At 35.7% G+C, this 12078-nt stretch carries 17 protein-coding genes and 1 tRNA gene; 6 read left to right on the top strand and 12 right to left on the bottom strand.

Annotated features, from left to right (window positions below; translation table 11 throughout):
- Positions 1 to 65: 65 nt before the first annotated feature.
- On the bottom strand, positions 66 to 623 hold the full coding sequence (locus tag DW114_RS19305) for a DUF402 domain-containing protein (RefSeq protein WP_117455742.1): 558 nt from the start codon (positions 621 to 623) through the stop codon (positions 66 to 68).
- 105 nt (positions 624 to 728) lie between these two features.
- Here DW114_RS19305 and DW114_RS19300 point away from each other — a divergent pair, with 105 nt between their 5' ends.
- Genes DW114_RS19300 through DW114_RS19290 form a run of 3 tightly spaced genes read left to right on the top strand, consistent with a single transcriptional unit; the run spans position 729 to position 1735 of the window.
- Positions 729 to 926: an oxidoreductase gene (locus DW114_RS19300; RefSeq protein ID WP_117455740.1), complete on the top strand. Its 198-nt coding sequence runs from the start codon at positions 729 to 731 to the stop codon at positions 924 to 926.
- Positions 923 to 1204: a spore coat protein gene (locus DW114_RS19295; protein ID WP_117455739.1), complete on the top strand. Its 282-nt coding sequence runs from the start codon at positions 923 to 925 to the stop codon at positions 1202 to 1204. The genes DW114_RS19300 and DW114_RS19295 overlap by 4 nt, the downstream gene beginning before the upstream one ends.
- A 60-nt stretch (positions 1205 to 1264) precedes the next feature.
- Positions 1265 to 1735, top strand: coding sequence for a GAF domain-containing protein (locus DW114_RS19290; protein ID WP_117455737.1), 471 nt, complete (start codon positions 1265 to 1267; stop codon positions 1733 to 1735).
- Here DW114_RS19290 and DW114_RS19285 read toward each other — a convergent pair.
- The 10 genes from DW114_RS19285 to DW114_RS19240 form a co-directional block, all read right to left on the bottom strand.
- Positions 1701 to 2516, bottom strand: coding sequence for an aminoglycoside N(3)-acetyltransferase (locus tag DW114_RS19285; protein ID WP_117455735.1), 816 nt, complete (start codon positions 2514 to 2516; stop codon positions 1701 to 1703). The genes DW114_RS19290 and DW114_RS19285 overlap by 35 nt on opposite strands.
- Complete coding sequence (locus tag DW114_RS19280; RefSeq protein ID WP_117455733.1) at positions 2489 to 2923, bottom strand: thioredoxin fold domain-containing protein; 435 nt, start codon at positions 2921 to 2923, stop codon at positions 2489 to 2491. The genes DW114_RS19285 and DW114_RS19280 overlap by 28 nt, the downstream gene beginning before the upstream one ends.
- Positions 2924 to 3040: 117 nt before the next feature.
- Entirely contained in the window at positions 3041 to 4252 is a 1212-nt protein-coding gene (locus DW114_RS19275; protein WP_117455731.1) for a hypothetical protein, read from the bottom strand.
- 283 nt (positions 4253 to 4535) lie between these two features.
- Positions 4536 to 5318, bottom strand: a complete 783-nt coding sequence (locus DW114_RS19270) for an ABC transporter permease (RefSeq protein ID WP_117455729.1) — start codon at positions 5316 to 5318, stop codon at positions 4536 to 4538.
- Positions 5311 to 5946 (bottom strand): ABC transporter ATP-binding protein, encoded by a 636-nt coding sequence (locus DW114_RS19265; RefSeq protein WP_117455727.1) that lies wholly within the window; start codon positions 5944 to 5946, stop codon positions 5311 to 5313. The genes DW114_RS19270 and DW114_RS19265 overlap by 8 nt, the downstream gene beginning before the upstream one ends.
- Before the next feature lie 83 nt (positions 5947 to 6029).
- Positions 6030 to 6836 (bottom strand): Cof-type HAD-IIB family hydrolase, encoded by an 807-nt coding sequence (locus tag DW114_RS19260; RefSeq protein ID WP_117455725.1) that lies wholly within the window; start codon positions 6834 to 6836, stop codon positions 6030 to 6032.
- Positions 6837 to 6945: 109 nt separating this feature from the next.
- Positions 6946 to 7866, bottom strand: coding sequence for a thioredoxin-disulfide reductase (gene trxB, locus DW114_RS19255; RefSeq protein ID WP_117455723.1), 921 nt, complete (start codon positions 7864 to 7866; stop codon positions 6946 to 6948).
- 4 nt (positions 7867 to 7870) lie between these two features.
- The gene (locus DW114_RS19250; RefSeq protein ID WP_117455721.1) at positions 7871 to 8191 is read right to left on the bottom strand and encodes a thioredoxin family protein; all 321 of its coding nucleotides are present in this window, start codon (positions 8189 to 8191) and stop codon (positions 7871 to 7873) included.
- A 3-nt stretch (positions 8192 to 8194) separates the two neighbouring features.
- A complete protein-coding gene (locus DW114_RS19245; protein ID WP_117455720.1) occupies positions 8195 to 8632 on the bottom strand; it encodes an RrF2 family transcriptional regulator in 438 nt (145 codons plus the stop codon).
- Positions 8625 to 9032: a rhodanese-like domain-containing protein gene (locus tag DW114_RS19240; RefSeq protein ID WP_117455718.1), complete on the bottom strand. Its 408-nt coding sequence runs from the start codon at positions 9030 to 9032 to the stop codon at positions 8625 to 8627. Before DW114_RS19240 ends, DW114_RS19245 begins: the two co-directional genes overlap by 8 nt.
- A gap of 117 nt (positions 9033 to 9149) precedes the next feature.
- Between DW114_RS19240 and DW114_RS19235 the strand changes: the two genes are divergently transcribed.
- From DW114_RS19235 to DW114_RS19225, 3 genes are all read left to right on the top strand, one after another.
- Entirely contained in the window at positions 9150 to 9926 is a 777-nt protein-coding gene (locus tag DW114_RS19235; RefSeq protein WP_117455716.1) for a Cof-type HAD-IIB family hydrolase, read from the top strand.
- Between the two features lie 51 nt (positions 9927 to 9977).
- Complete coding sequence (locus tag DW114_RS19230; RefSeq protein ID WP_117455714.1) at positions 9978 to 11165, top strand: EAL domain-containing protein; 1188 nt, start codon at positions 9978 to 9980, stop codon at positions 11163 to 11165.
- Positions 11166 to 11206: 41 nt separating this feature from the next.
- Positions 11207 to 11283: transfer RNA gene (locus tag DW114_RS19225), tRNA-Arg, on the top strand.
- Between the two features lie 224 nt (positions 11284 to 11507).
- On the opposite strand, the gene DW114_RS21835 is transcribed toward DW114_RS19225, so the two are convergent.
- Positions 11508 to 12078: site-specific integrase (locus DW114_RS21835; RefSeq protein ID WP_233512193.1), on the bottom strand; the 571-nt coding region annotated here is incomplete at its 5' end.

Genomic DNA, 12078 nt, shown 5'->3' with positions numbered 1-12078 from the left:
ACCAAACATCCTTTCTCCTGTCAACGCTTTTTTTATCTTTTTTTCGTTTTTTTCTTAAAAACCTTTTATACAGTGATTTCCCTGCGTTTCTTATCTTCTTCAATAAATGTTAAATACCGATCATATAACTTAGATATTTCAAAATGATCAAATGGCGAATTACGTAAACGAATATCTACCATTAAGCGATCAAGTCCTCTGTGAATTGCTTTTTCTAAATCTTCACCATAGTTCATCTGTTGTTTATGTTCTTCGTATTCATCTTCATCTAATAAGGTTGTCTTCCCTACTGGGTTCACCTTTACATCTAAATCATAATCAATATTCTTAATCGCTTCTCCATCATATAGAGAAGGACTTGCTAAATTACAATAATAATGAATTCCGGTTTTACGTATCATACAAATCACGTTATACCATTTATCTGGATAAAAGAAACAAATTGCTGGTTCTCTTGTAATCCACTTTCTTCCATCTGCTTCACTGACAAGTGTTTTATTTGTTACTGCCACAATTCTTTTATCATTTGATTCAATAACATATCCTTGTGCCCACGTTCGATGCAGACTTCCATCATGTTTAAAGCTTTGTATATAAACATATTCTCTTTCTTGGGGCTGCATAGTATACCTCCTGACGAGTATCTATTATATCATACTTTCTTTTTTCTGATTGTTAGAATAAAGTTTTTCTATTTTCTCATACTAGATGTGAAAGGAGTTGTTAAAATGTTAACGCCAAAAGATGTATTATACCTGGAAGATCTATTGGATCAGACACTGGTATTAAACAAACGTATTACCAATGACATTACCATGCTTTCTACTGAGGAAGTTGTCACTTGCTTTGAGGATGTCAACAAAAATCTGAAGGAGCATTATCAGACATTGTTACAGATTCTTGAAAAGGAGGTAAAGAATTCATGAGTAAATCTAAAAATGAATATAGTGAAAAAGATATTGCGACCAATCTTTTAGTCACTTTAAAACATATGAAATATGAATACAACACATTTACACAGGAAGCAAGCAATGAGGAATTATTTAAAGAAATCGATACGTTATATGATTGTATTTCCAAACAGCAAAGAAATGTTTTTGATATGATGTGCGCTCAGGGCTGGTATAAAATGACTGCAGATAGTGAGAAAAACATTTCAAAAGCTTATACGAAATTCAGTAACAGTGAAAGTGAGTTATCTTAAGATAATTCGCTTTTTCTTTTTTGATAAGAATGCTATCATAATAGAAAAGAGGAGGTACATATGGAAAAAGAAGAGCGTTATAAGGAATTGATTCAACAGGCAGCTGCTTTATTTAGTGAAGAGGATGATTTAATTGCACGTATGGCAAATCTTTCTGCTTTATTGTATATGCATTTACCACATGTCAACTGGGCAGGGTTTTATCGTAATATACATGATAAATTGATCCTGGGTCCTTTTCAGGGAAAGCCTGCATGTAATCCTATATTATTTGGTAAAGGTGTATGTGGTACTTGCGCAATCACAAAAAAGGTTCAATGTGTACAAAATGTTCATGAATTTCCTGGTCATATCGCTTGTGATGCAGATAGTAAATCTGAAATTGTTTTACCTATCATAGAAAAAGACACCTTGCTTGGTGTCCTTGATATTGATTCTGATCGTTATGGTAACTTTGATGAAACTGATATAATATATTTAACGCAATTATTAGATATTATATTTCATCATAATACATGTGAAAATAAGTAGAAGCCAGATTGACCGCTTCCCTTGCGGAAAAGAAATGACATTTGCTATTCGCAATATATGCAGTTTTTACAATCTTGCGATCTTCCATGACTTCTCCAATTTCGGAGAAGTTTTCATTATGCTGTTCAATATCCAACAGATCTTTCCATAGGATACGATGATTGCTTTCTATGGGTGCAGATACTAATTTTACAGGAAAGATATCCTCCTGGTATTCTGCCATATGAAACATGGTACATGCCTCATACTCACATCCTAGCAGGATACAATAGCCATTCATCTCATAAATTTTGCCTAAAGGAGAATCTTTTCCCAATGCGAAATGTAATGGATGTTTATCACAAATCAATTTGGCATATTTTCCCCAGGCTGCAAAGCTGTATAATGGATGATTGCTTCTTAAAACCGCATCATTTCTTAAAAACTGATATACAAAAGGATCTGCCCCCATGGGTTCACTGAGTTTTCGATCGAACGGCAGGGCTTGTTTTCTGATTTCCTGCCATTGCTGACGGGGTGGTTTGTCTTTTTGACATGCAGGGTCTTTATATTGTGGTGTAAATGTTGGGACTACAATCGTCCCTTCATAACCGACACACTCCATCAATGCTTCAATGACTGCCTGACATCCTCCATTTAGATATCCCATATGCAGGGTATCAGCATTCACAATCAATAGCATTCCTTTTTGAATGCCTAATTGTTCTAATTGGATTTTGATGTCCTGTTTATGAATCACGGTACGCTCGTTTTCTATAAAATACGCAGATCTTTCAGCCATTTTTCATAATCCCCTTTTTCTATATAGCCTGCTTTGATATTTTCAGGCTGCAGATTACCTTTGTAGAAATAGTACGTCATTGGAAATGCTGTATAATCGCCAATGACAACTTCTAATTCACTTAATGCTTCTTTTACATCTTCATCTTCTTCTTTTAAATTGATATGTAATTCGTATATATCAAATGGTTTTATATCCTGCAGTTCTTCTATTACTTTTTTATATTCATCACAGGAATAGCAATTATCGGTAGTAATATATAATAAAAAGCTATCCTTTTTTTGATTCTGTAAACGATCAACAACTTCACGGGCACTGACTTCGATTGGTTCGCCTTTTGTTTGACTTGATCCAAAACATCCTGATAGCATCAGTGTTGTCAGAATCGCACACATCATTTTTTTCATATCGCAAAACCTCCCATTATTTTTTATTTTAGCATATTTTTGAGCTTTAGGAAATCTTCCGTAACATGGTTTTGCATTTATGTGAAAAAATAAAGGAAGAAAAGTCATTTTTCTTCCTTATCGTTCACCATGCAGCTTTAATAATTCTCTTAAACATTCTGCTTCATGTTCATACAACTGACGCTGATGGAAGATATTAGAGAGTTCCATCAATACAAATTTTTGAAGCTCATAATATTCTTCTTCCACAAATTTGTGATACATCTTTTCTAAGAAATCCACGCAATCTGCTTTTTCAATCAGTAAAACCACGTATTCGATGAGATCAAGGGCAGCTTCATCTTTTACAGTTTCTTTTCCACGATGTATCCATTCCCATGCTTTTTCTTCATCCTCCAGTTTATAAAAGGAAAATGCCAGATAGGCAAACAGAAACGGCCAGTGATAGTCCATATCAATTGCTTTGTAACAATATCTAATGCATTCTTTGTAATCATGCATCTTAAAACAGTTAAACGCGATATTATCATAAGTCGTGCACATGACATAGCGATTTTTATATTGTATTGCTAGACGAATCGTTTCTTCAAACTGTTTCTTTGCCATTTCAAATTCTGACATCCGCGAATAGCAGATGCCAATACTGCCATGGGTATAGAGCAGTCGGTTGGTATTCCATGCTTTTTCAAACATGTTATATGCCTTTCGGAAATAGAATAATGCTGTCAACTGTTCATTCATACGATAATGCATAATGCCCATATGGTAATACAGCATATCTTTATTTTCCATTGTTGCCAGATGTTCAGCGGTTTCATATAATGTTTTTGCTTTTTCGTACTGTCTGACTTTCTGATAACAAAAGCCACTATAATCATAGTAAAGACATTGTTCTGGCAGCGTATAGGCATCTTTAAAACATTCTAATGTTTTTATCATATCAAGCGGTGGTTTGTCTTCATTCATTGTATCATAGATAAATCGCAGCAATGCAAATTTAGGAAATAGTATTGACTTTCTGATGTGTTGTTCATTTACATTTTCAAAAAGCCGTTTTTGTTCATCTATATCATCATACAGCAAAGCATGCAATCCTGCATCATACAATTCTTCATAAACATCTTCATTCTTGAATAAACTGATAAATTCAATTCCAATAACATCACAGATTTTCTTCCAAGTGTTTAGAAAAACTTCTTTTTTCCCTGTTTCAATTTCTAAATATTGTGGTTTTTGTATTCCCGTTTGAATGCATATGGTCCCAATATCAATCCCTTGCTTTTCTCTATAATAACGAATAATGGGGCCTGTAAACTCTACAAATTTCACTATTTTTTCTCGTTATCCACGATAATCATGTGTACTCCTCATACAGCATGAAAGCCTTGTTTTCCTGCCAGTCAGCCTAACTGGTTTTATCAACAATTTCGTTTTCATATTTTGCCTCTCCTCCTTTGGGTTACCACAAATTTTTGTACAGGTAGTCATTGCCAGATATCTATAAGTAATCAGACACCTTTTAACATATATCACAAACCTTTTCCGTTTACAAGTATATTGCGTAAAATATGCCCAATTTATTACAAAAACGTGAAAACCTTACATTTTGCTTTCATTTCAACGCATCACTTTCGTTGAAAAATGTACGATAACCCAGCGTCACAAACAATACAACCGTGATAGCTGTACATCCAAGAATGGCAAGCATGATCCCAATTTGATATTTTATTGCGGTCAAAGGAAAGGTTCCTGATAAAATCTGTCCGGTCATCATGCCAGGCAAAGAAACGATTCCCATGGTAAGCATATTGTTCATTGTTGGAAGAATTGCACTGTCAAAGGCATCATTTACATATTCATAAGAGGCATCTTTACTTGTGGCACCAAGCATGAGGGAATTTTCAATTTCTTCATGATGATCTTGCATATTGGTACATAAACGATTTGCGCCAAGTGCAATACCTGTCATGGCATTTCCAATGATCATACCACTAATAGGAATCACGTATTGTGGATCAAACCATGGATCCACCTGTAAAACAAACAAGATAAATACAACTGCTGTTACCAGATAACCGATTGCCATAGAAATTATCATCAGATGTTTTAATTCTTTTGACATCTCATAACGTACACGTTTCATTGCATTATACATGGCAAAACTTAACATCACTGCCAGCATCAGTAAAGAAATATACCATTTAGGATGCTGAAATACCACCATTAATATATAACCCATCACAGTCAGCTGAATGGTCATTCTCGTTGTCGCAATCAAAATCATCTTTTCTCTGCGAATGCCTCTTGATTTAAATATTACCAATAAAACAAGTACAAAAATATACGCGATTGCTAAATGCAGAATCGATAGATCCATTACTGTCTGATTATTCATATGCATATCCCTCACAGTTTCCATCTTTTATTTCTAATATACTTTCTGGGTATAATTCTGCGATTGCTGGTGAGTGGGTCACCATGATCAGCATTTTATTATTTTCTTTCACAAACTGTACCATATTTTCGATTACAAAGTTTTCTGTTTCTTTATCTAAAGCACTACTTGGTTCATCTAATAAATAAACATCTGCATCCATCAGCATGATCCTTGCTAAACATAATCGCTGTTTTTCTCCACCGCTAAGTTTTGCTACAGAATCATTTAGTTGTTTATCCAGCTGTACTTTCTTTAAGTATTCTTTTAATTTCTCCTGTTTAGCCAATGGACGTTTACTGAATTGTAAACCAATCTGCAAGTTATCTTCAATGGTTCCTGTATATACCACGGGTGTCTGTTTTAACATTACCACCTTACGGCGAAGTTTTGTGGCATCCATTTGCGCAATATCATTGCCATTCCAGAGAATTCTCCCATCATCGGGATCGTTTAATCGATTCAGCATTCTAAGAAATGTAGTTTTTCCTGAACCGCTTGGTCCTGTAATACAGGTAATCTGACGATCAATACATAAATGATCCATATGTAAAATATGTTTAAATGTTAAGTTTTCTATTTCAAACATGCGTCATCCCTTCTTTCAATGGCATTGTATCATATATTCCTAAACGTTTCGACTAGAATGAAAAAAAAGACAAATCGTCTTTTTTATAAATATTTTTCTAATGTAACCGCAATACCGTCATCATCATTGCTAGCTGTAATCTTGTCTGCTATCAAACGAATGGGCTTTACCGCATTTCCCATGGCTACTCCACATCCTGCAAACTGCAGCATGGTCAAATCATTCATCTCATCGCCAAATGCGATAATTTCATCTTTTGAAACATGCATTTGTTCAGATAGATCGCGAAGTGCGCTACCTTTATCAATACCATTATCCACAACTTCAATATAGAAAGGCGCAGATGTACAAATCGTCAGCATATCACCAAATGGCAGACGGAAATCTTCAAATTGGGTTTTTAGATAATCCGCAGGTGCACTGATCAAAAATTTATTAGGGTCAAAATTTTCTACATATTCATTTAAATCATCTACAACCTTGACTTTCATATTGCAGATACTTGCTTCATAGTCTGCCTTATAACAATCTTCTACATCTGTAATCACGTATTCTCCATCATGTATCATCACAGAAAGATTCAATGCTCTTGCATTATTGATAATCGGACGTTTACATTTTGGAAGTACGACATGATTATATAAGACTTTCTCACTAGGGTATTCCACCATTCTAGCACCATTGAATGACATCAAAATACCACCATAGGTATCCATCATCAGTTCTTTTGCTTCCTTATATAATCCATGGGTTGGCCGTCCACTTGCCAAAATCAGTGTTGCGCCCTGTTTTTGTGCTTGAATCAAAGCTTCTCTTGTTCTTGGTGTTATCTTCTTTTCACTATTGGTAAGTGTACCATCCATATCCATTACAATCCATTTATATTTCATACCATATTCCTCATTCTTTCCTCTTAAGATTATAAAAAATTCATACAGGAAAAGCAAGTATATTGTAAAAATAAGGCAAATAGCTGTTACACTATCTGCCTAATCGTTATTATTTTAGACGCATGAGGTATTCTTCCACAAATTTTGAAGCGGTTGCGCCATCACTTGCGGCTGTCACGATTTGACGAAGCGGTTTACTTCTAATATCGCCAATCGCAAACACTCCATCCAGATTGGTTTTTGTGGTTTCATCTGCCAGAATATATCCATGATCATCAAGTGTCAGCTGATCTTTTACAAGTGCGGTATCCGCAACCCGACCAACTGCCACAAATATACCATCACACGCAATTTCACGAAGCTTGTTGGTATGTACATCTTCTAAAACCGCACCACGTACAATCCCATCTTCTTTGATATCCACAACTCTGCTGTTCCATATGATATCAATACCACTGTCTTTTAACTGATCTTCATATACTTTGCTGGCACGAAGACTGTCACGTCGATGAACAAGATAAACATGATGACATATTTTAGAAAGATATAATGCATCCGCAATCGCACTATTTCCTCCGCCAACAACAATGACATCTTTATTTTTAAACAGCATGCCATCACAAGTCGCACAATAAGCAATGCCTTTTCCTCTTAACTGTGCTTCTTTTTTCAAGCCAAGCTCTCTTGGATAAGCACCCATCGCACAAAGTACCGTTTTACTTTTTAAAATTCCACCTGTTGTTTCAACTGTTTTAATTTCACCTGAAAGCTCTAGTTTTGTGACTGTTTCATACATTGTTTCTGCGCCAAAATGTTCTGCGCCATGCTGCATTTTCTCTGCTAAATCAAAGCCATCCACGGCTTCATCAAATCCGGGATAATTTTCAATATGGGGACTGGTTGCCATTTGTCCACCAGCGCTTAATTTTTCAATTACCAGCGTGGAACGTGCATTTCTTGCACAATATAACGCAGCACTATAACCTGCTGGTCCTCCACCAATAATGATGGTATCATAAATTTTTTCCATAAGCTTATCCTATCACATGCTCTTGTTTCAAAAAATCAATGATTGCTGATTTTGATTGTGGAGCTACCAAAGGCAGGGATGCTTCTTTTTTATGGAATACAATGATACTTGGAATTGTTTCAATTCCATAACGATCAGAGATTTCTTCTAAATCATCAATATTGACTTGTAAAATCGTGACATCACTTAGTTCATTTCCCAGTGCCTTCATCACTGGTCCAAGGCGTTTACAATATCCACACCATGGTGCCCAAAATTCCACAACTGCATTTTCCTGAGCGATCATCTCTTCAAAATTGTCCTTTGTTGCTGTTAATAATGCCATAACTTATTCCTCCTTGTGCACCTGTTGTGCAATAACTTCCAATTGTTGAATCACATCCTGAATACTTTGATCATGTAAATAAGCCGTTACCTGCTCATTCATTTCTGCTGCCATACCATCCATCACAAACTTCATGCCACTGGCTACAATACATGGCATATCCAAACTGCCACTTTTCCATGGTGCCTGAATGATATCCCGGTTTAATGCTTTGATCAACTGGTCCAGATAAATATCTTCTGGTTTTTTATTCAAAACATAACCTCCGTATTTTCCTTCTTTTGTGGCAATGATCTCCTGCTTTCTTAACGCTGACATCACTTTTCGTATCTTGGCTGGATTTGTACAGATATTCTCTGCCAGCTCTTCACTGGATACTTTATCCTGTTTGTGCCCCATATATGCTAATGCATGCACCGCAATAACAAATTCACTATTCATTCTGCTCACCTTCAATTTCATATGGCCAGTCCTGAATACCGCCAAAATCATAAATATTTTGATAACCTGCTTCAATCAGTGTTCTACTCGCTTGTGCACTACGATTACCGCTTCGACAATAAACAAGATACGTTGCATTTTTATCCGGCAGTTTTTCTTGTGCTTCTTCTTTGATTGTTTCATTTGGTACTAAAACCGCATGGGGAATATGTCCCTTTGCATATTCATCTTCCCGCCTGACATCCACAATGATCACATCCTGATTCTCCATCATTTGTTTTGCTTCTTTCGCATCTATCTTATGATAGGCTGTATTATCTTTCGGCTGTTGTTGAAAACTGCACCCACTCAACAACAAAATACCCACAAAAACTATAGCAGCAGCCTGCTTCCATTTCATGTCATCACCTCTTCATACTGTAATGATATATGTTACAGTTATTTTTTGCAACTTTCATGCTTTCTTTTTCTCAAAAAATCATCTACAATGTTTACGTACATGAGGAGGAATGTTTTTATGAGTATACAAGCAGTATTTTTTGACATTGACGGTACTTATTTTGATCATACAACAAATAAGGTATTGCCAGAATCCATTAAAGCCGTTAAAGCATTAAAAGAAAATGGATATAAAGTTGTTCTTTGCAGTGGCCGGGCATTGAGTATGGCCAGAAAAGTGCCGGTTTTTGATGGCATAAAATGGGATGGATTTATTGGTGGAGGCGGAAACTTCGTCTATGATGAAGATTTTCACTGTATCTGGGAAAATGCATTTACCAAAGAACAGCTTGCACAGGTATTTACAATTGCGAAAGCTTTAGATTTGGTAATCTATGCAACTGGTGAAGATAATTTCATTACCCGTAAATTAACCAAAAAGGAGCAAGCATTATTGGATATCTTCCATCTACACACACCACATGTACATGAATGGCATGGCGAAGCTGTTCATATGATGTCTTTATTAGGTGGAAAAGATTATGATTATTCCCCTTTTGATCATATTGAAAACACTTTACTACAGCCAAGCTGTGATGAAATCATGGATCTGGTTATCGCAAATGGAAACAAGGCAAAAGGAATTTCCCGTCTATTACAGCACTTTGGCATTCCTCAGGGCAATTATATGGCTTTTGGCGATAACTTAAATGATAAAGAAATGCTGCAGGAAGCTGAAATTGGCGTCGCAATGGGAAATTGTACACCAGAATTAAAAGCATATGCAAATTATGTATGCGCACCAAGTAATGAACCAGGCATCTATGAGGCATTAAAACATTTCCACCTGATTTAATACATAATTTATAAATTTGATTCCATCCTAAAGAAAAAGGGAGGAATCAAGATGCAGGCAGAACAATTCTATCATCAAATTGATGTATCCAAATACACGATGGTATCCCTTCATATCAAAAACTTTACACCACTTGTATGGGATCAATATTATCAAATCAGAAAATATATCCAGTCTTTAATTCAATCAGCACTTCTTTCAAATGAAATGTTATTTGAGAAAGAGGATGACTTTCTGATTTTTCTTTTACACCGTAATTATATCCAATGGATTCATGACCTTGATGATGAAATCCAAAAAGCATATGCCTTTCATTTTGCCTGTGGTATAAACATCATAGATATAAAAGATGACTTTCAAACAAGCCTTCAAAAAGCAAATTTTGCATTATCTAATGGTCATGACCATCACAAATACACAACCACATATGAATTCTATACAAAAGATCTATATGAACAAAGAAAAAAGAAAGAACATCTAAGCCATGATCTTTCTTATGCCTTTCATCAAAACTGTTTTCAAATCTTCCTTCAGCCAAAAGTAGATACTTATCGTAAACAAATCGTTGGCGCAGAAGCTTTGTTACGTTTATTTTATCATCACAAAGAGATACCTTTATCTTCTTTTATATCCCTAGTAAACGAAAACACATTTATTCGCACCCTAGATTTATTTGTTGTAAAAAAAGTCTGTGAATATCTTGTTCAAGCTGCACAAAAACAATTGCCGTTACTTCCAATCAGTATCAACATCTCTCCTGCTTCATTTTCCGATGGCAAGTATTATCTAAAAGCGCTGCACTCTATTATACAATCTTATGATATTGATCCTCATCTTATTAATTTTGAATTACATGAAGATATCGTACTGACCACTACCCCAGCACATCTAAGCTTTATGAATGATCTGATACAATCTGGTCACAAGCTTTCCTTAGACGATTTTGGCAGTGGATATTCTTCTTTATCTGTATTAAACGATCTGCCCATTTCTACAATCAAACTGGATCAAAGCTTTTTTAAGACAACATTTACACCCAGAAAAAAAAGCTTATTAGATCATATCATTCGATTTCTCCATGCTAATCATTATGAAATTATTGCGGAAGGCGTGGAACAGGAAGCCATGTACCAGTATTGTCTTAATCATCATATTCCTATCATTCAAGGATACTATTTTTATCCAGCATTATCCATCAAGGAATTCAACAACCTCCTAGAAAATCAGAAAAATGCATAGCATATACAGGTTATTTATGGTATAATATCACCTGTATTTAAGCGCCCGTAGCTCAGCTGGATAGAGTAACAGACTCCGACTCTGTAGGTCGCAGGTTCGACTCCTGTCGGGCGCGCCATATTAAACAAAAGCATCTTGAATAAAGATGTTTTTTATTTTTTAATAATAAAAACTTACTAAATTTCTGATTATCTTTTCATAAGTTGGTAAATGCCGATATATCCCGTATTTTAGGGCTTTATCGGTATTTTCTTTTCGGAAGATACCTTGCATAAGCTGGCATTTACCAGCATGAAAATGCACCCAAAAGTAGTAAATGAGTAGTAAATATAAGCTCCGATATTAACAAGCCAGTCTTTCCAGTTCCGCTTTTGCAGATTGAAATGTACCGTGTGCGTAATAGCCAAGTGTCATGCTTATGTTGGCGTGTCCCATGAGATATTGCAGGGTGTTTGGGTTCATTCCTCTATTTGCCATATTCGTACAATAAGTATGTCTGAATGAATGTGGTGTGATGTTCGGTAACTTATCCGTATGATACTTGTTATACTTCTTAATTAGTCCTCGCACCATGCCCTCATAGTTTCCTGCAACTTTAGGCAAGCCCTCACGGTTTAAGAATAGAAAATTGCTGTAACCACCTACAATCAGCGGTTGTGCTTTTCCTCTGTTCTTTAGTATTCTTTGGATTGCTTGATAAGCCCGTTCTGTCAATGGAAGTTCCCGTTTTCCGTTTTTGGTCTTTGGCGTTTCAATATAGTAGCCGATTTCGCTGTCTTTCAATAACTGGTGGTCTATATTGAGTATTCTGTTCTGCATATCAATATGCGTTGTCAGTCCGCAAAATTCAGAAATACGAAGTCCCGTTTCCAGAAGAAGTACAACCTCATCATAATACTTACTGTAAATCTTG

This window comes from Absiella sp. AM09-50, assembly GCF_003433845.1.
Lineage (GTDB): Bacteria > Bacillota_I > Bacilli_A > Erysipelotrichales > Erysipelotrichaceae > Hoskinsella > Hoskinsella hominis.
This window is presented reverse-complemented; position numbering and strand designations above follow the sequence as displayed.

Coding starts and splice junctions, on each gene's coding strand:
- DW114_RS19305 (WP_117455742.1), bottom strand. CDS start 623: ATGCAGCCCCAAGAAAGAGAATATGTTTATATACAAAGCTTTAAACAT.
- DW114_RS19300 (WP_117455740.1), top strand. CDS start 729: ATGTTAACGCCAAAAGATGTATTATACCTGGAAGATCTATTGGATCAG.
- DW114_RS19295 (WP_117455739.1), top strand. CDS start 923: ATGAGTAAATCTAAAAATGAATATAGTGAAAAAGATATTGCGACCAAT.
- DW114_RS19290 (WP_117455737.1), top strand. CDS start 1,265: ATGGAAAAAGAAGAGCGTTATAAGGAATTGATTCAACAGGCAGCTGCT.
- DW114_RS19285 (WP_117455735.1), bottom strand. CDS start 2,516: ATGGCTGAAAGATCTGCGTATTTTATAGAAAACGAGCGTACCGTGATT.
- DW114_RS19280 (WP_117455733.1), bottom strand. CDS start 2,923: ATGAAAAAAATGATGTGTGCGATTCTGACAACACTGATGCTATCAGGA.
- DW114_RS19270 (WP_117455729.1), bottom strand. CDS start 5,318: ATGAATAATCAGACAGTAATGGATCTATCGATTCTGCATTTAGCAATC.
- DW114_RS19265 (WP_117455727.1), bottom strand. CDS start 5,946: ATGTTTGAAATAGAAAACTTAACATTTAAACATATTTTACATATGGAT.
- DW114_RS19260 (WP_117455725.1), bottom strand. CDS start 6,836: ATGAAATATAAATGGATTGTAATGGATATGGATGGTACACTTACCAAT.
- trxB (WP_117455723.1), bottom strand. CDS start 7,866: ATGGAAAAAATTTATGATACCATCATTATTGGTGGAGGACCAGCAGGT.
- DW114_RS19250 (WP_117455721.1), bottom strand. CDS start 8,191: ATGGCATTATTAACAGCAACAAAGGACAATTTTGAAGAGATGATCGCT.
- DW114_RS19245 (WP_117455720.1), bottom strand. CDS start 8,632: ATGAATAGTGAATTTGTTATTGCGGTGCATGCATTAGCATATATGGGG.
- DW114_RS19240 (WP_117455718.1), bottom strand. CDS start 9,032: ATGAAATGGAAGCAGGCTGCTGCTATAGTTTTTGTGGGTATTTTGTTG.
- DW114_RS19235 (WP_117455716.1), top strand. CDS start 9,150: ATGAGTATACAAGCAGTATTTTTTGACATTGACGGTACTTATTTTGAT.
- DW114_RS19230 (WP_117455714.1), top strand. CDS start 9,978: ATGCAGGCAGAACAATTCTATCATCAAATTGATGTATCCAAATACACG.